This is a genomic window from Amycolatopsis sp. NPDC054798, from assembly GCF_053611505.1.
This window is the reverse complement of record NZ_JBSHAM010000004.1, coordinates 150042-167661: the sequence shown is the minus strand read 5'-3', so window position 1 is coordinate 167661 and position 17620 is coordinate 150042. Positions and strand designations below refer to the sequence as shown.

The 17620-nt window shown below is 69.9% G+C and carries 16 protein-coding genes; 4 read left to right on the top strand and 12 right to left on the bottom strand.

Annotated features, from left to right (window positions below; translation table 11 throughout):
• Window positions 1–12: 12 nt before the first annotated feature.
• The 8 genes from ACWGIC_RS04610 to ACWGIC_RS04575 all read right to left on the bottom strand — a co-directional run bounded on the left by ACWGIC_RS04610 (window position 13) and on the right by ACWGIC_RS04575 (window position 7236).
• Window positions 13–1002, bottom strand: a complete 990-nt coding sequence (locus ACWGIC_RS04610) for an MlaD family protein (protein WP_452074512.1) — start codon at window positions 1000–1002, stop codon at window positions 13–15.
• A 107-nt stretch (window positions 1003–1109) separates the two neighbouring features.
• Window positions 1110–2147, bottom strand: a complete 1038-nt coding sequence (locus ACWGIC_RS04605; protein ID WP_452074511.1) for an MCE family protein — start codon at window positions 2145–2147, stop codon at window positions 1110–1112.
• A complete protein-coding gene (locus tag ACWGIC_RS04600; RefSeq protein ID WP_452074510.1) occupies window positions 2144–3499 on the bottom strand; it encodes an MCE family protein in 1356 nt (451 codons plus the stop codon). Before ACWGIC_RS04600 ends, ACWGIC_RS04605 begins: the two co-directional genes overlap by 4 nt.
• Window positions 3496–4356, bottom strand: a complete 861-nt coding sequence (locus ACWGIC_RS04595; RefSeq protein ID WP_370939050.1) for an MlaE family ABC transporter permease — start codon at window positions 4354–4356, stop codon at window positions 3496–3498. Before ACWGIC_RS04595 ends, ACWGIC_RS04600 begins: the two co-directional genes overlap by 4 nt.
• 1 nt (window position 4357) lies before the next feature.
• A complete protein-coding gene (locus ACWGIC_RS04590; RefSeq protein ID WP_452074509.1) occupies window positions 4358–5149 on the bottom strand; it encodes an MlaE family ABC transporter permease in 792 nt (263 codons plus the stop codon).
• A 117-nt stretch (window positions 5150–5266) separates the two neighbouring features.
• The gene (locus ACWGIC_RS04585; RefSeq protein ID WP_452074508.1) at window positions 5267–6031 is read right to left on the bottom strand and encodes a glucose 1-dehydrogenase; all 765 of its coding nucleotides are present in this window, start codon (window positions 6029–6031) and stop codon (window positions 5267–5269) included.
• A 13-nt stretch (window positions 6032–6044) separates the two neighbouring features.
• Window positions 6045–6926 carry a 3-oxoacyl-ACP reductase gene (locus tag ACWGIC_RS04580; RefSeq protein WP_452074507.1) on the bottom strand — a complete coding sequence of 294 codons (882 nt, stop codon included), beginning with the start codon at window positions 6924–6926 and terminating at the stop codon, window positions 6045–6047.
• Between the two features lie 124 nt (window positions 6927–7050).
• Complete coding sequence (locus ACWGIC_RS04575) at window positions 7051–7236, bottom strand: ferredoxin (protein WP_452074506.1); 186 nt, start codon at window positions 7234–7236, stop codon at window positions 7051–7053.
• A 103-nt stretch (window positions 7237–7339) separates the two neighbouring features.
• Between ACWGIC_RS04575 and ACWGIC_RS04570 the strand changes: the two genes are divergently transcribed.
• Both ACWGIC_RS04570 and ACWGIC_RS04565 read left to right on the top strand, forming a co-directional pair.
• Window positions 7340–8503 carry an acyl-CoA dehydrogenase family protein gene (locus tag ACWGIC_RS04570; protein WP_452074505.1) on the top strand — a complete coding sequence of 388 codons (1164 nt, stop codon included), beginning with the start codon at window positions 7340–7342 and terminating at the stop codon, window positions 8501–8503.
• A 12-nt stretch (window positions 8504–8515) separates the two neighbouring features.
• Window positions 8516–9544, top strand: a complete 1029-nt coding sequence (locus ACWGIC_RS04565) for an acyl-CoA dehydrogenase family protein (RefSeq protein ID WP_452074504.1) — start codon at window positions 8516–8518, stop codon at window positions 9542–9544.
• On the opposite strand, the gene ACWGIC_RS04560 is transcribed toward ACWGIC_RS04565, so the two are convergent.
• The 4 genes from ACWGIC_RS04560 to ACWGIC_RS04545 form a co-directional block, all read right to left on the bottom strand.
• On the bottom strand, window positions 9528–12419 hold the full coding sequence (locus tag ACWGIC_RS04560; RefSeq protein ID WP_452074545.1) for a bifunctional acetate--CoA ligase family protein/GNAT family N-acetyltransferase: 2892 nt from the start codon (window positions 12417–12419) through the stop codon (window positions 9528–9530). The two genes, ACWGIC_RS04565 and ACWGIC_RS04560, sit on opposite strands and share 17 nt — an antisense overlap.
• A 245-nt stretch (window positions 12420–12664) precedes the next feature.
• Window positions 12665–13837, bottom strand: coding sequence for an acetoin utilization protein AcuC (locus ACWGIC_RS04555; protein ID WP_452074503.1), 1173 nt, complete (start codon window positions 13835–13837; stop codon window positions 12665–12667).
• A 57-nt stretch (window positions 13838–13894) separates the two neighbouring features.
• Window positions 13895–14641 carry a DJ-1/PfpI family protein gene (locus ACWGIC_RS04550; RefSeq protein WP_452074502.1) on the bottom strand — a complete coding sequence of 249 codons (747 nt, stop codon included), beginning with the start codon at window positions 14639–14641 and terminating at the stop codon, window positions 13895–13897.
• A gap of 72 nt (window positions 14642–14713) precedes the next feature.
• Complete coding sequence (locus tag ACWGIC_RS04545) at window positions 14714–15553, bottom strand: sulfurtransferase (RefSeq protein WP_452074501.1); 840 nt, start codon at window positions 15551–15553, stop codon at window positions 14714–14716.
• Between the two features lie 110 nt (window positions 15554–15663).
• Here ACWGIC_RS04545 and ACWGIC_RS04540 point away from each other — a divergent pair, with 110 nt between their 5' ends.
• Window positions 15664–16386 carry a metal-dependent transcriptional regulator gene (locus ACWGIC_RS04540; RefSeq protein ID WP_452074500.1) on the top strand — a complete coding sequence of 241 codons (723 nt, stop codon included), beginning with the start codon at window positions 15664–15666 and terminating at the stop codon, window positions 16384–16386.
• Window positions 16383–17567, top strand: a complete 1185-nt coding sequence (gene galK, locus ACWGIC_RS04535; protein ID WP_452074499.1) for a galactokinase — start codon at window positions 16383–16385, stop codon at window positions 17565–17567. Before ACWGIC_RS04540 ends, galK begins: the two co-directional genes overlap by 4 nt.
• Window positions 17568–17620 lie beyond the last annotated feature (53 nt).

The window sequence follows — 17620 nt, the reverse complement described above, 5'->3', positions numbered from 1 at the left end:
CGTCGGCGGTAGTCATCGTCCACCCACCCCTTGATCCGGCGCGGAGATCGGCGGCGTGCAGCCCTCCGGGTTGATCGACAGCCCGCCCACCGTGATGGTCGGCGGCAGCAACCCGCACAAGTACCCCTCGAACCAGCGCCCGTTGCCGGTCGCGTTCGCGCCGACCCGGGCGAACGGGGCCATCAGCTGCAAACTCCGGTCGAGGTTGCCCTGGTTGCGCTGCAGCACGTCGGTCACCTTCCCGAGCGCGGCGAGCGTCGGCCCGATCTGCGTGCGGTTGTCCGAGACCAGCCCGGACAGCTGCTTCGAGATCTCCTGCGTGCCCTTGAGCAGGGTGCTGATCTGCGCGCGGCGTTGCTGCAACTCGGTCAGCAGCAGGTTGCCGTCGCTGATCACCTGTTGCAGCTGAGCGTTCCGGTCGGACAGCGTCTTCGAGATCTTGCTCGTGTTGGCCAGCAGCGCGTGCAGATCGGCGTCGCGCGAGGACACCGTCTTCGACAGCGCCGACAGCCCGGACAGCGTGTCCTTCAAGTACTGCGGACTGTCCTTAAGGGAATCCGACAGCGCGGTGAAACTCTGCGCCAGCTGCTTGGTGTCGATGTCGCCGACGGTCGTGGACAGCTGGTTGAACGCGTCCTGCAACTGGAACGGCGTCCGCGTGCGCTGCACCGGGATCGTGTCGCCGGGCGTCTGCGTGCCGCCGCCTTTCGTGTCCAGCGCGAGGTATTTCTCCCCCAGCAGCGTTTTGATCTCGATCGACGCCGTGGTCGCGTCGCCGACCCGCACGCCCTTCACCCGGAACTTCACCAGCACCTGTTTGTGCCCCAGTTCCACCGAAGTCACCTGCCCGACCTTGACGCCGGCCACCTGGACCTCGTTGTCCGGCGCGAGCCCGGCGGACTCGGCGAACGCCGCGGTGTAGGTGGTGCCGCTGCCGAACATCGGGATGCTGTCGGAGAAATACGTCACCGCGGTGATCAGCACGATGAGCACGAGCGTCACCGCGCCGACGCTTGCCTGGTTCCGGTCTTTGAGTCGCTTCCTCTGGGGCCGAGCCCCAGACCCCAGCCGGGGGGCAAGCCCCCCTGGACCCCTCAAAAGACGGTTAGTCACGGGCCACACCTCGGCGCGCGCTCAGTGCCGGGGATCGGCACGATCGGCAGCGTCACGTCCAGCGAGGAAATGCCGATGGTGCCTTCGATCCCGCACAGGTAGTAGTTGAACCAGCTGCCGTAGCTCAGGGTCCGGGTGAACTTCTCCAGGTTCCCCGGCAGCACCTGCAGCAGGTGCTCGATGAGCGGCTGCGAATCGTTGAGGTTGTTCGCCAGGTTCCCGAGCTGCGTCACGTCCTGCTGCACGACGGGCCGGGCGTCGGCGAGCAGGCCCGCGGTCGCGTTGGTCAGGTCGCCGAGCGCGCCCACCGCGTCGCCGATCGGCTTGCGCTGCTGCGCCAGCCCGCTCACCAGCCGCTGCGTCTGGTCGACGAGGTCGCCGAGCTGCGGGCCGCGCGCGTTGACCGTGCTGAGCACCTGGTTGAGGTTGTCGATGACCTGCCCGATCACCTTGTCCTTGCCCGCGATCGACGACGTGATCGACGCGGTGTGCGACAGCAGGCTCGTGATCGTGCCGCCCTCGCCCTGGAACACCTGCACGATCTCGGCGGAAAGCTGGTTGACCTCCTTCGGGTCCAGCGCCTTGAACAGCGGCTTGAACCCGTTGAACAGCACGGTCAGATTCAGTGCCGGTTTCGTCCGCTCCGGCGGGATCGTGTCGCCGGGGGACAGCATCTCGCCGCCGCTGACGTCCGTGCCGAGCGAGAGGTAGCGCTGCCCGACGAGGTTGCGGTACTTGATCGTCGCGGTGGCCAGCGAGGGCAGCTTGTACGCCGATTCGACGAGGAACCGCACCTCGGCGTAGTTCTGCTCGCCCTGGTCGACCCCGATCGTCTCGACCTGGCCGACCTTCACGCCGGAGATCCGCACGTCGTCGCCGGCCTGCAGGCCGGAGGCGTCGGTGAACTTCGCGACGTAGGCCGCGGTGTCGCCGAAGTTCGTGTTCGCGATCGTGGTGGCGAGGACCCCGGTGAGCAGCACGGTGACCACGGCGAAGATGCCGATTTTGATCAGCGCGGGAACGAACGACCTCATTTCAGCTCCACCTCCGCCCCGCGGTACAGCGGTCCGACCAGCAGCCCCGACCAGCCCGGCACGTTGTCCGGCGTGGTGTTCAGCGTCGGCGAGACGAGCAGGTCGAGCAGCTTCTGCTCGTCGGCCGACCCGACGATGCTCGGCGCGCCGCCGGTCGATCCGGACCCGCCGGGCAGCGAGCCGTTGGTGAAGTCGCTGGGCAGCGTGCCGTCCGGAACGCGCGGCGGAGCGGGTTTGGTCGCCCCGTCCTTCACCGCGCCGTCGGGCGGGTACTGCGGCCAGTGCCCGGGTTTCGGCACCTGCGGGTAACAGCGCGGGCCGCGTTTGTCGTCGTACTTCGGCTCGTCGACGCCGGGCAGGTACTTGCCGCGGCTCGCCGAGAACTCGATCGTCACGCGGCTGACCTCCGGATGCGCGGTGCCCTTGCCGAACGCCAGCTCCGCGTTCGGCACCGTCCCGGCCAGCTGCTTGAACAGGCACGGGTATTCCGGCGCGTACTTCGCGAGCACGTCGAGCGTGGGCTGCACGGCGGTGGTGAGGCGGATGATGTTGTCCTTGTTCACTTCCAGGAAGCGCGTCAGGTCGGTGGCGGTGCCGGTCACCGAGGAGTACAGATCGGTCAGGCCGCGCTGTTTCTCCACAATGGTCTGCGTCGTCGTGGTGAGATCCGAGAGCGCCTGCAACGCGTCCGGCGCGGCCTTGTCGTAGATGCCGGCAACGTTGGCCAGCCCGGTGATGTCGGCCTTCAGGTCCGGCAGCGACGGGTTGAGCTTGCCGAGGTAGTCCGACAGCTGGGTCAGCGTCTCGCCGAGCTTCTTGCCGCGTCCGTCGAGCGCGGTGGACACGGCGTTGAGCGTGCTCGACAGCTTCTCCGGCTGCACCGCCTGCAACAGCGGCATGACATGGTTGAGCACCTGCTCCAGCTCGATCGCGGTACTGCTGCGGTCCTGCGGGATCACGTCGCCCGCCTTGATCGCCCGCTGCGGCTGCTCGGGCAGCTGGAGCGCGACGTACCGTTCGCCGAACAGCGTTTTCGGCAGCAGCCGCGCCGAAACGTTCGCCGGGATCACGTCGGTCTTGTCCGGTTGCAGCGCCAGTTCCAGCTCCGCGTGGTCGCCGACCGGCCGCACGTCGCGGATCTCGCCGACGAGCATGCCGCGCACCTTCACGTCGCCGCCGACGCGCAACTGGCTGCCGACGTGGTCGGTCTCCAGCTTCACGAGCGTGACCGGCGTGAACACCTTGCGGTACGCGGCGATCGTCGTGGTGAAGAACAACGCGGCCACGACCAGGAAAACCAGGCCCAGCAGCTGGTACTGGAGCCGTTTGCGCAACTCTCGACGGGTACTCATCCGGATATCCGCACTGTCGTGTTCGCGCCCCAGATCGCGAGGCTGAGGAAGAAGTCCAGCACCGAGATCAGCACGATCGACGTGCGCACCGCGCGGCCCACCGCGATGCCCACCCCGGCCGGTCCGCCGGACGCGGTGTAGCCGTAGTAGCAATGGGAAAGGATGACCAGCACGCTGAACACGATCACCTTGGCGAACGACCACAGCACGTCCTCGGGCGGGAGGAACAGCGTGAAGTAATGGTCGTAGGTGCCCGCGGACTGGCCGTAGAGCCAGATGGTGATCTGCCGCGAAGCGAGATACGAGGACAGCAGGCCCACCGCGTACAGCGGGATCACCGCGGTTACCCCGGCGAGTACGCGCGTGGTGACCAGATACGGCATGCTCGGCACGGCCATCACTTCGAGCGCGTCGATCTCTTCGGAGATCCGCATCGCGCCGAGCTGCGCGGTGAACCCGCAGCCGACGGTCGCCGACAGCGCGAGCCCGGCCGACAGCGGCGCGACCTCGCGGGTGTTGAAGTAGGCCGAAATGAACCCGGTGAGCGCGGCGGTGCCGAGCTGGTTCAGCGCCGAATACCCCTGCAGGCCCACGATGAGACCGGTGAACAGCGTCATGCCGATCATCACGCCGAGCGTCCCGCCGATCACCGCGAGACCGCCGGTGCCGAAGCAGACCTCGGTCAGCAGCCGCGTGGTTTCGCGGCCGTAGCGGCGGATCGTGCGCGGCGACCAGGCGAGCGCCCGGCCGTAGAACGACAGCTGCTTGCCGAGTCCTTCGAGACTCGCGCCGGGGCGCGCGATGATCTCCAGCGTCCGGTCGGACGTGCGCGGCTGCTCGATCGGTTCTGCTGTCATGTCACAGCGCCTTCGGGGGCACGATTTTGAGGTACACGGCGGTCAGCACGACGTTGATCAGGAACAGCAGCAGGAAGGTGATCACCACCGCCTGGTTCACCGCGTCGCCGACGCCCTTCGGGCCGCCCGCCGGGTTCAGCCCGCGGAACGCGGCGACCACGCCCGCGACGAAGCCGTACAGGAACGCCTTGATCTCGCTGATCCAGAGGTCCGGCACCTGCGCGAGCGCGTTGAAGCTGGCCAGGTACGCGCCGGGCGTGCCGCCTTGCAGCACCACGTTGAAGAAGTAGCCGCCGAGCACGCCGACCACGCTGACCAGGCCGTTGAGCAGCACCGACACCACGATCGCGGCGAGCACCCTCGGCACCACGAGGCGCTGCACCGGGTTGACGCCGAGCACTTCCATCGCGTCGATTTCCTCGCGGATCTTGCGCGCGCCGATGTCGGCGCAGACCGCGCTGCCGCCCGCGCCCGCCACCAGCAGCGCGGTGATCAGCGGGCTCGCCTGCTGCACGATGGCGAGCGCGCTGGCCGCGCCGGTGAACGACTGCGCGCCGATCTGCGTGGTCAGCGATCCCAGCTGCAACGCGATGACCGCGCCGAACGGGATCGCGACCAGAGCGGTCGGAAGAATGGTCACGCTCGCGAAGAACCAGCACTGCTGGATCCATTCGCGGAACTGGAACGGGCGTTTGAAGATCGCCCGCAGGACCTCCCAGGACAGCGTGGCGAGCCTGCCGACCTGAGCCAGCGCCGCGGTGCCCGGGAGAGTGACCGAGCCGCTTTCGCCCACCGCACCTCCCAGTAGTCACCCCCGAGTCTTGCCCATCCCCGCCCGCCGATTTCGGTTAGCGGTGTTCACTCCCGTCCCTTCGGGCCCCAGCCGTCACCCTAGGCCCAGCAGCACCGTTCACAGCTTCAACGCGTGCGTGGCAGTGGCCCCGCCGTCGGCGACGAACTCGCCGCCGGTGCAATACGAACTCTCGTCGCTGCCGAGGAACACCAGCAGCGGCGCGATCTCGTCGGCCCGCCCCACCCGGCCGAGCGCGACCTTCTTGCCGACCCAGGACACGTCCACGTCCGCGCCCGCGGCGTCGGACACCATCTTCGTGTCGATCATGCCCGGGTGCACCGAGTTGACCCGGATCCCGCGCGCGCCCAGTTCCAGCGCGGCGACCTTGGTCATCCCGCGGATCGCGAATTTGGTCGCGGTGTAGGCGACGAGGAACGGCATCCCGGCCAGACCCTCCACAGAGGACACGTTGACGATGGAGCCGCCGCCGGCCCCTGCCATCGGTTCAACGACCGAGCGCATGCCGAGAAACGCCCCGATCTGGTTGATCCGCACGACGCGTTCGTATTCGGCCAGCGGCGTCTTCGCGAGTTCCGAAAAGTACAGCACCCCGGCGTTGTTGACCAGCACCGTCGGCGGCCCGAATTCGGCCGCCGTGCGCTCGACCGCCGCCGTCCAGCCGTCCTCGTCGCTGACGTCGAGATGGCAGAACACCGCCGCTTCGCCGAGTTCCGCGGCGAGTTTCTCGCCTTCGTCGTCGAGGATGTCGGCGATCACCACCTGCGCGCCTTGCGCCACGAACGCGCGCGCGGCGGCCGCGCCCTGTCCCCGGGCCGCGCCGGTGATGAGGGCGACCTTGCCTGCCAGCCGGTGCTCGGTCATGCGTCCTCCGGTTTCAGGGCAGCGAAAGCAGATCGGTCGCGGCGAACATCCGCTCCGGGTCGCGGCCGGCGAAGTGCGCGCCGACGGTTTCGGCGAGTTCACCGGTGGTCCAGGCGCCGTTCGCGGTGTCGAAACGCTCCTCCACCGACGGCGGGGCCAGCAAGGCGACCATGCCGCCGTGGACGACGAAGACCTGGCCGTTGATCGCGTCCGCGGCCGGTGAGGCGAGGAATGCGACAAACGGAGCAACGTGCTCTACCGACAACGGATCCAGACCGTCCTCGGGCGCTTCGCCGAAGACGTCCGCGGTCATCGCGGTGCGGGCGCGCGGGCAGATCGTGTTGGCGCGCACGCCGTATTTCGCCAGCCCGCGCGCCGCGGACATGGTGAGCGCCGCGATCCCCGCCTTGGCCGCCGAGTAGTTGGGCTGGCCGGGCGAACCGACGAGGAACGCTTCGGACGCAGTGTTCACCAGCCTGCCGTACACCGGCTGTCCCTCCATTTTGGAGCGATCGCGCCAGTACGCGGCGGCGTTGCGGGACAGCAGGAAATGCCCGCGCAGGTGCACCGCGATGACCTTGTCCCAGTCCTCGTCGGACATCGAGAACAGCATCCGGTCGCGGAGCACGCCCGCGTTGTTCACGACGATGTCGAGGCTGCCGAAGTGGTCCACCGCGGCGGACAGCAGTTCCTTCGCGGTCTCGGCCGCCGAGACGTCCCCGGCCACCGCGAGCGCCTTGCCGCCGTGTTTTTCGATCTCGGCTACGACGTCGCTCGCCTCGCCGATGTCGTTGACCACGACGGACGCGCCTTCGCGGGCCAGCGCGAGCGCTTCGGCCCGGCCCAGCCCCGCTCCGGCGCCGGTGACGACTGCGACTTTGCCCTCGAGCGTCATCGAACCGCCTCAACCCGGTCGTCGCTCGTGTTCCCTGCGGACGGTTCCACCCGCGAGCCTCCTCGTCGAAGCCTGCCTGACGAAGCACAGACTAGAATCTGTTCTCGTATTGAGCAAGCCCTGATTAACCGGTCGTGAACAGGGCGTTCTTCGGACAGTTCGTCACCGCTTGCGAAACACGTTCTACTTCATCCTCCGGAACCGGCCCGATCACCAGGTTCTCGTCGTCGTCGAGATCGAAGACCTCCGGCGCGAATCCCACGCAGACCGCGTTCGCCTCGCACAGCGACCGGTCGACACTGACCTCCATGCTTCCTCCCGTCCGGCACTCCTGGTACAACTAGAACAGGTTCTAGCTTACCGCCGGGGCCCGGTACGACACCACAACGAGACCGGCGGGGTGGAGGTGACGGGTGCGGATCGACTACACGCCGCAGCAGCGGGCACTGGCCGCTGAGCTGCGGGAGTACTTCGCCGAGCTGATGACGCCGGCGCGGCGGGAAAGCCTCGCCGCGCCCGGCGGCGAGTACGGCGACGGCTTGGCGTACAAGGAAATCGTCCGGCAGCTCGGCAAGGACGGCTGGCTCGCGCTCGGCTGGCCGCGCGAGTACGGCGGCCAGGACCGGAGCATGCTCGACCAGCTGGTCTTCACCGACGAGGCGGCGGTCGCCGGGGTGCCGGTGCCGTTCCTGACGGTGAATACGATCGGCCCGACGATCATGCGGTTCGGCACCCCGGATCAGAAGGCGTTCTACCTGCCGAAGATCGCCGCGGGCGAACTGCATTTCTCGATCGGCTACTCCGAACCGGGCGCGGGCACGGACCTCGCTTCGCTGCGCACGCGGGCTACCCGCGACGGCGACGAGTACGTGGTCAACGGGCAGAAAATGTGGACCAGCCTGATCGAGTACGCCGACTACGTGTGGCTCGCCGCGCGGACCGACCCGGAGGCGCGCAAGCACAAGGGCCTGTCGATCCTGATCGTGCCGACCTCCGCTCCGGGCTTCTCCTGGACGAAGGTGCACACCGTCGCCGGGCCCGGCACCAGCGCGACCTACTACGACGACATCCGCGTGCCGGTGACCTCGCGGGTCGCCGAGGAGAACGCGGGCTGGCCGCTGATCACCAACCAGCTCAACCACGAACGCGTCGCGCTCACCTCCGCCGCGCCGGTGCGGAAAGCGCTGGCCGACGTCGTGGAATGGGCCCGCACGGAGTCGCTGACCGACCGCGAGTGGGTCCGGACGCACCTCGCGCGCGTGCACGCGTACGCCGAGTACTTGAAGCTGCGGAACTGGAAGATCGCCTGGGCCGCCGCTGCGAGCGAACTCGGCCCGGCCGAGGCGTCGGCGACCAAGGTGTACGGCACCGAAATGGCGATCGAGGCATACCGGCTGCTGATGGAAGTGGTCGGCGCGGCCGCCGTGGTGCGCGAGGGCTCCCCCGGCGCGGTGCTCGCAGGACGGCTGGAACGGCTGCACCGTTCGGCGTTGATCCTCACTTTCGGCGGCGGCACCAACGAGGTGCAGCGCGACATCGTCGCCGCCACCGCCCTCGGCCAGCCCGTGACGCGTTAAGGAGTTCTCCCGGTGGACTTCTCTCTCACCGAAGCACAAACCGACCTTTCCGCACTGACCCGGCGCATTCTCGCCGACCAGGTCACCGCGGAATCGCTGGGCCCGCACGGCTCCGGCGGTTTCGACGCTCCACTGTGGACTGTGCTGGCCCGCTCCGGCGTCCTCGACGCCGCCCTGCCCGCGACGGTCGGCGGCGGCGGTTTCGGTTTGCTGGAACAGTGTTCGGTCCTGATCGAGATCGGCCGCGCGGTCGCGCCTGTTCCGTACCTTTCCTCCGTCGTCCAGGCGGGCTCGGTGCTCACCGACCCGTTGCTGGCTGAGCGATGGCTGCTTCCGGTCTCTCGCGGCAAGGCGGTGCTCGCTGTCGCTTTGGGCGGATCGTTTGTCGCTTCAGACGGACGCCTCACCGGTACGCAGACCGCGGTCCCCTTCGCAGCCTTCGCGGACGCCTTACTCGTCGAAGCCAACGACGGCGTGTACATCGTCGAGAAGGACGCTGTTGGGATTTCTATCGAAGCGCAGTCGACCACCGACCACGCCGACGCTGCTTTGGTGACGCTGTCAGACACTCCCGGAGTCGGTCTCGGCGACGTCGGCGAGCAGTTGCGCCTTCGTGGCGCTCTCGGTGCCTGCGCACAACAGCTGGGCGTGTTGGAACGCGCGCTTGAGCTGACAGCTGCGTACACACGCGAGCGCAAGCAGTTTGACAAAGTGCTCGGCAGTTTCCAAGCCGTCCGACACCGCCTCGCCGATGCGTACATCGACGTCGAAGCCGTACGGCTGACGCTATGGCAGGCAGCCTGGAAGCTCTCCGAAGGTCTCCCCGCCGCCGCTGACGTGGCCACCGCGAAGTTCTGGGCGGCCGAAGCCGGACACCGTGTCGCGCACACCGCAGTGCACCTGCACGGCGGCGTCGGCATCGATGTCGAGCACCCGGTCCACCGCTACTTCGCCGCCGCGAAGCGCCTGGAGTTCACCAGCGGCGGCGCGACCGAGCAACTGCTGGGCCTCGGCGAACTGGTGGTCAGTCCAACGGCGTGATGTGCCGCAGCCGACGCGGTCCGGTATCCGGCCGCGTCGGCGGTGCGCCCACGACCAACCGCGCATTGGCGACGAACGCCCCGTCCGGCGACGCGAGGATCGGGTCCAGAGCCAGCGACCGGACCTCGGGGTTGTCCTCCGCGAGCGCCGCCACGCGCAACACCATGTCCTGCAACGCCGCGAGATCAGCGGGCTCGTCGCCGCGATACCCCGTCAACAACGGCGACGTACGCGGCTCACGGATCAGCGTCGCCGCGTCAACGTCCGTCAACGGCACCGCCCGGTACGCGCGGTCGCCGAGCAGCGTGCTGACCAACCCGGACAGCCCGAACGACACGAGCGTGCCGAACGACGGGTCGTCCTGCAGCCCGATGGCGCACGACAGTCCTTTCGGCGCCATCTGTTGCACGTACACGTCTTCGTCGCCAGACACTGTGCACAGATCTCGGTACGCGACACGTACGGACTCTTCGGACATCAGGTCAAGCCGTACGCCAGCGAAGTCCGGCCGCCCGCGCAACCGCTCGTCCACCGCCTTCAACGTGACGGGATACCCAAGCTCAGCCGCCGCAGCGACTGCTTTGCTTTCACTGGACGCCACCCGGAACGGCACCACGTCCACGCCGTAACAGCTGAGCAACCGCACCACGTCGTCATCAGACAGCAGCGTCGAACTGCCGTCCTCCGGCAACAACTCGCGCACGATCTCCTGCGCCTGCTCGACGTGCAGACCGCCAGGCCGCACCAACGTCCCCTGCGGCCGCTGCCGCCACGCGGCGTACCGCACCACGCGTGCCAACGCGTTCACCGCGCGCTCCGGACTCGAATACGACGGAATCGACCCACGCGTCGGCACGCCGTCGTCAGAAAGCACCGCCAGTTCGTCCGGCACCCCTTCAGCGGCGAGGAACGTCGAAACGATCGGCTTCGACTGCTTCATCTCCGACACCGCTTCGCGCAACGCTCGCGCGTACGCGGTGCCAGGAATCGCCACCGGCGGCGCAAATACCGCTATCAACGCGTCAGTGTCCGGCGAATCCAACGCCTCCCGCACCGCCGTCGCGAACTCGTCCGGCCCGGCCTGCGGCCCGATGTCGACCGGATCGAACGCCAGCCGCAACCCCTCCGCACGAGCCGTATCGGCCGCCAACAACCCGATCGCACTCGAATTCCCGACGATCCCGATCCGCGGCCCCGCCGGCAACGGCTGATGCGCGAACACGAGCGCCGTGTCGAACAGCTGCGCCAGCGATTCCACCCGCACGACGCCAGCCTGCTCGAACAACGCCTGCACACTGGCCTCGTCGACCTCCGCCGACGTCGCCGCGAGCTGCGGCCGCACCGCGTGCCGCCCCGACTTCACCGCCACGATCGGCTTCGACCGCGCCAGCCTGCGCGCCAGCCGCGCGAACTTCCGCGGGTTGCCGAACGATTCCAGATACAGCAGCACCAGATCGGTATCCGGGTCGGTTTCCCAGTACTGCAGCAGGTCATTGCCGGACACATCCGCCCGGTTGCCCGCCGACACGAACGTCGACAACCCCAGCCCGCGCGACCCCGCGTCGGCCAGAATCGCCGTCCCCAGCGCACCCGACTGGCAGAAGAACCCCGTCCGCCCGCGCTTCGGCAGCCGCGGCGCGAGCGTCGCGTTGAGCCGAACGTCCTTCGCGGTGTTGAGCACGCCCAGCGCGTTCGGCCCGACCACCCGCATCCCGTGCGCCCGCGCCTCGCCGACCAGCCGCAACTCCGCGTGCAACCCCAGCGGCCCCGATTCGGCGAACCCGCCGGACACGATCACCAGTGTCTTGACGCCCTTGGCCAGACACGCGTCCAGCACCGATTCGACCGCCTCCGCCGGAACCGCCACCAGCGCCAGGTCAACCGGATCCGGGATATCGAGAACGGACGGATAAGCCCGCACCCCGCGCACCGACCGATGCTCCGGGTTGACCGGATACACCGCCCCCGCGAAATCGGCCGCGAGCATGTTCGCGAACGCGACATGCCCGACCTTCGTGGGATCCGCGCTCGCCCCGATCACCGCCACCGTGTCCGGGTGGAGCAGATTGTGCACGCTCCGCGCCTCCGCGGCCTGCTCCCGAGACCGCGCGACCGCGAGCGATTCCTCGGTAGGGTCGATGTCGAACTCGAGATGCAGCACGCCTTCCTCGAGGGCGCGGCTGACCTGGTAGCCCGCGTCGCGGAAGACGCGCACCATCGCCGCGTTCTCGCTCAGCACCTCCGCGACGAACCGCCGCAACCCGCACTCCGACGCCGCCGCGGCGAGATGCTCCAGCAGGATCGACCCGAGCCCGCGCCCCTGATGCTTGTCGTCGACGACGAACGCGACCTCCGCCGAAGGCCCCTGATCGAGCCGCTCGTAACGCCCCACCGCGACCACGTCGTCCCCCAGCAAGGCGACGAACGCGACCCGGTCGTGGTGGTCCACGGTGGAAAACCGCTCCAGATCCCGCGGCGGGATGCGCGGGTAGGCGCCGAAGTACCGGAAGTACCGGGTGCGGTCGGAAAGCCTGCCGTGCAACGCGACGAGCCCGTCGGCGTCGCTGGGCACGACGGGTCGCAAGTGGACAGTGCCGCCGTCGGAGAGGACTACGTCGGCTTCCCAGTCGCGGGGGTAGTCGTAGGGATCGCGCTTCCCGTCCGGGGCGGGGTGTTCCGCTGAAGCGGGCTCGCCCGGTGCTCCGCTTGTCCCTGCCGCTCCGCTTCCCCGTGCTGCTCCGCCTGCCCCGGCCGCAGAGGTCGCAGCAGCCGCACCGCCACCCGCCGCGGAACCCCCTGCGCGATCAGGCCGTTCCGACGCCGCGCGCTCGCCCGAGGCCGGGCGCGCAGGCGCGGACTCGCCGGATGCGCCCAGCGAGCCGCTCTCTCCGTGCTTGCCGCCAGCAGCCGAACCGGGTGACCCGACAGCCTCCGCGGCAGCGGCGCGGCCGGGAGTCGGCGTTCCCTCCGCGCTGGCACCAGAAGTCGGCGCTCTCCCAGTGCCGCTCCCAGGAGTCGGCGCAGCGGTTCCGCCGGGCTCGCGCTTCGATCGGGCGCCGGAAGCGGGGTCGCCCTGGCCGGGGTCGCCGGTGCCGGGCTGGCGAGGTTGCTCGGGCATGGTCAGTCCCTCGGATCGTCCGGGTCGAGGCCGTGCAGCGGGAAGATCGCGCGGCGGGTGTCGCGGATCGCGATGTCCACCGGGTCGTCCGCGTCGTCGCCCCACGGTTTGAAGGCGGTGTCCTCGCCGTCGGTCATCGCGGCGGGGAGGTCGGCGGCCGGGGCGGCGCGCTTGACCGTCGAGACCCAGCCGGGCGGCAGCGGCGTTTCCGGCGGGACGTCGCGGTCCAGCACGGTCGCCATCAGGTGCGTCCACGAGCGCGGCACCACGCGGATCAGCTGGTATCCCCCGCCGCCGACGGCGAGCCAGCGGCCGTCCGCGTAGCGTTCGGCCAGGTCGCGCAGGGTGGAGTAGATGGTGCGGTGGCCGTCGACCGACAAGGACATGTCGGCCATCGGGTCTTCCTCGTGCGAGTCGACCCCGCACTGGGTGACGAGCAGCTGCGGCCGGAACTCCCGCAGCACAGCCGGAACCACCGCGTCGAACGCCCGCAGCCACCCGGGGTCCCGCGTGTGCGGCGGCAGCGGCAGGTTCACCGCCGTGCCGGCCGCTTTGCCCTTGCCGACCTCGGCGGAATAACCGGTGCCGGGCCACAGCGTGAACGGGTGCTGGTGCATCGAGACGGTGAGCACTCGCGGGTCGTCATAGAACGCGGCTTGGACGCCGTCGCCGTGGTGCACATCGGTGTCGACGTACGCGATGCGGTCGAAGCCGTGGTCGAGCAGCCACGAGATGGCGATCGCGCAGTCGTTGTAGATGCAGAAACCGGACGCGTGATCGCGCATCGCGTGGTGCAGCCCGCCCGCGATGTTGACTGCCCGCCGCGCCTCGCCGTCGGCGATTTTGCGCGCGGCGAGCAGGGTCGAGCCGACGACCAGTGCGGTCGCGTCGTGCATGTCGGGGAACACGGGGTTGTCGTCGGTGCCGAGCCCGTGCCCGACGTCCCATCCGACGAGCGGGGCCTCCCGCACGGCGGCCAAATACTCCGGCACGTGCACGCGCAGCAGTTCCTCGTCCCCCGCCGCGGTCGGCACGAGCAGGTCGACCCCGTCGAGCACGCCCAGTTCGGTGGCGAGCCGCACGGTGAGGTCGAGCCGGACGGGGTTGAACGGATGCTGCCCGCCCAGGTCGTACTTCAGCAGCGACGGATCCCAGACAACTGCAGGCGACGACATGCACCGCACTGTACTTCCCCGCCGCGCCCCGAGCCGGGTTTCGCGGCGGGGCGGAACTCAGCCCCGCGTCCAGACGACGCCGCGCGCCTCGTACTCGAGCATCTCCTCCAGCCCGGCCGCCGCGTCGGAGCCGAGTTCCCGTTTCACCAGCCACAAAGCCAGGTCCAGGCCGCTCGTGATGCCGCCCGAGGTGACCACGTCGCCGTCGTCGACCACGCGGGCTTTCTTGACCTCCCCGCCTTGCTGGACAAGCGTCTCGACGGCACCGTGGTGCGTCGTGCACGGACGTCCCCGCACGAGCCCGGCCGCGCCGAGCAGAAGCGTGCCGGTGCACAGCGCCGCCAGGGTCAGCCCTTTGCGCGGTGCGGCGGCGAGCGCGTCCGGCAGCACTCGACGGTCGATCTCCGCCCAGATGCCCGGTCCTTTCCGCTTCGCGTAACCGCCGCCGGGCACCACGATGATGTCGGCGTCCTGCGGGGACCAGCCTCGCTCGACCTCCACCTTCGTCCCGTACGCCGCGCGCACCACGCCCGGCCCATCGACCCGCACATACGAAACATCCGTGCCGCGCTTGGCATGCATGCCCGCCGCGGAGAACACCTCGTACGGACCGGCGAAATCCTGTTCCTCGACGCCGTCGAACAACACGACCTGCACCCGCAACGGCCGCCGTCCGGACGCTGCCCCGGTCGTCGCCGCAGTTGCGGCCGTGGTTGTGGTCGCAGCCTCGGCCGGTACCGCCGCCGACGCCGCCATCGCCGCCCCTGCCGCCGCCGACCCGCGCAGGAATGTCCTTCGCTCCATGAACGCCGCCTCTCGCCTGGAAAAGCCTTCCGGACGAGAAGTCGGTGCACAGCGCCGAAAGTTCCGGCGGATTCAGCCGCGTTCGGGACCGGTGGCCGCGGGACGCTCCGGATCGCGCGACCAGTGCGACCACGACCCCGCGTACAGCGCGGCCGGTTCCGGATGCCCGGCGACCTCCAGCGCGAGCACCACCGACGACGCCGTGACGCCCGAACCGCAGTAGGCACCGGCCGGAACGCCGTCGGCCAAGCCCAGCGACGCGAACCGCTCGGCAAGCTCGGACGGCGACCGCCAGCGCCCGTCCGCACCCGCGTGCTCGGACGACGGCGCGCTCACCGCGCCCGGGATGTGCCCGGCCCGCGGGTCGACCGGCTCAGTCTCGCCGGTGTAGCGGACGTGCGCCCGCGCGTCGAACAGCACACCTTCGCGCGCGAGCGCCGCCGCGTCGTCCGCCGACAGGACCGGCATGCCGCCCGGCCGGACCTCGATGTCGCCCGGCTCCGGCGAAGGCGCTTCGGCCGTCACTTCCCGCCCCTCGGCCAGCCACGCTGTGTAACCGCCGTCGAGCACCGCGACCTCCGGATGCCCCGCCCAGCGCAGCAGCCACCAGGCCCGCGCGGCGACCGAACCGTCCGCGTCGTCGTAGACGACCACCGGACGCCCTGCCTGAACCCCGGCTTTCCGCAGCTCACGCTGCAGGACGGCCGGGTCGGGCAGCGGGTGTCGGCCGCCCTCTCCGGGCGGCGCGGCCAGCGCCGTGTCGAGGTCGACGAACACCGCGCCGGGCAGGTGTCCCTCCTGGTAGGACTCCGCGCCGGGCGGTCCGCCGAGCCGCCAGCGGACGTCCAGCACGACGGGACGCTCGCGGCCGGGGAACGCGGCGAGCTCAGCGGGCGAGATCAACGGTCGCATGGCCCCCATCCTGCAGGTCCGGACGCGGTTCGCGCATCAGGGCAGGACTTTTCGCCGCGGCCGGGTCGTTACGCCGAGGCGAGCCGTCGCTGTCGGGGCCAGCGACTACGATGAGCTACGCGGACGAAGGGGACAGCGTGAACGATCTCATCGACACCACCGAGATGTACCTGCGTACCATCTACGAGCTCGAAGAGGAAGGGGTCGTCCCGCTGCGGGCCCGGATCGCGGAGCGCCTGCAGCAGAGCGGGCCCACCGTGAGCCAGACCGTGGCCAGGATGGAGCGCGACGGGCTGGTCGTCGTCGCGGACGACCGGCATCTGCAGCTCACCGACCACGGCCACGACCTCGCCGTCGCGGTCATGCGCAAGCACCGGCTCGCCGAGCGCCTCCTCGTCGACGTCATCGGCCTCGAGTGGGAGCACGTGCACAACGAGGCGTGCCGCTGGGAGCACGTGATGAGCGAGGCCGTCGAGCGCAAGCTGGTGAAGCTGCTCGACCACCCGACCACGTCGCCGTACGGCAACCCGATTCCCGGCCTCGACAAGCTCGGCGACGGCGATCCCGCGCCGCGCGCCGAGGACGGCCTGGTGCGCCTCGACGAGTTCGCCCGCACCGGCGGCGGCGAGGTCGAGATCCGCCGCATCGCCGAGCACGTGCAGCTCGACGAATCGCTGCTCACCGAACTGCGGACGGTCGGGATCGTGCCCGGCGGGCTCGTCACGGTCGGCAAGGCCTCCGGCGGCAGCGCGACCGTCGAGGTCAAGGGCACCGAAAGCACGGCGCAGGTGTCCACCGCGGCGCTGCACGCCGTGCTGGCGCTCGCCAAGTGACCCCGGCGACCGAGGCGGCCCGCGCGTTCCGGGAGGTCCACGGGCGGGCCCCGGCAGGCGTGTGGTCCGCGCCGGGCCGGGTGAACCTGATCGGCGAGCACACCGACTACAACGACGGTTTCGTGCTGCCCTTCGCCCTCCCGCACCGGCTCGCCGCGGCCGCCTCCCCGCGCCGGGACGGCAAGCTCCAGGTCGCCACCCTCGGCGACGACGGGCAGCTGCAGCACTCCGGGCCGCACGAGATCGCCGCGCTCGAACCGGGTTCGGTCGGCGGATGGGCCGCGTATCCCGCCGGGGTGGCGTGGGTGCTGCGCGACCAGGGTTTCGCGGACGGGGCCGACGTGGTCATCGCCGGCGACGTGCCGTCCGGGGCCGGGCTTTCCTCCTCTCACGCGCTGGAATGCGCGGTGTCGCTGGCTTTGCTGGGCACGGCAGGGGTGGAACTCGAAGACGGCGGCGCAGGCACTCCCACCCGTCCGGAAATCGCGCGCTGGGTGCAGCGTTCGGAGAACGACTTCGTCGGCGCGCCCACCGGGCTGCTCGACCAGACGGCGTCGCTGTGCTGCGAGGACTCGCGGGTGCTGTTCCTCGACGTCCGCTCGGGCGAGATGGAGCAGGTGCCGTTCCCGCTCGCCGAGGCCGGGCTCCGGGTGCTGATCATGGACACCCGCACCAAGCATTCCCACGCCGACGGCGGCTACGGCGCGCGGCGGCGCGGCACCGAGCGCGCGGCGGAACTGCTCGGCGTGAAGGCGCTGCGCGACGTCACGCTCGAAGGGCTCGACGAAGCCCTCGCGCAGCTGCCCGAGGATCTGGTTCCGCTGGTGCGCCACGTGGTCACCGAGAACCAGCGGGTGCTCGACGTGGTCGCGTTGCTGCGCGAGAAAAAGCTCGCCGAGATCGGGCCGCACCTCGATGCTTCGCACGTGAGCATGCGCGACGACTACCGCATCTCGACGCCGGAGCTCGACCTGGCGGTCGACTCGGCCCGGTCGGCCGGTGCGCTGGGCGCGCGGATGACCGGCGGCGGGTTCGGCGGTTCGGCGATCGCGCTGGTCCGGGACGCGGAGGTGGACGGGGTCCGCACCGCGGTCGAAACCGCCTGCGAGCAGGCCGGGTTCCGCCGGCCGCGGATGTTCACGGCGGTGCCGTCGCGCGGCGCGGGCCGCGACGAGGCCTGATTTCCGGAGCAACCCCCGGAGGGTCCGTCGCGTCGCACTGAGGGGAGACTGTG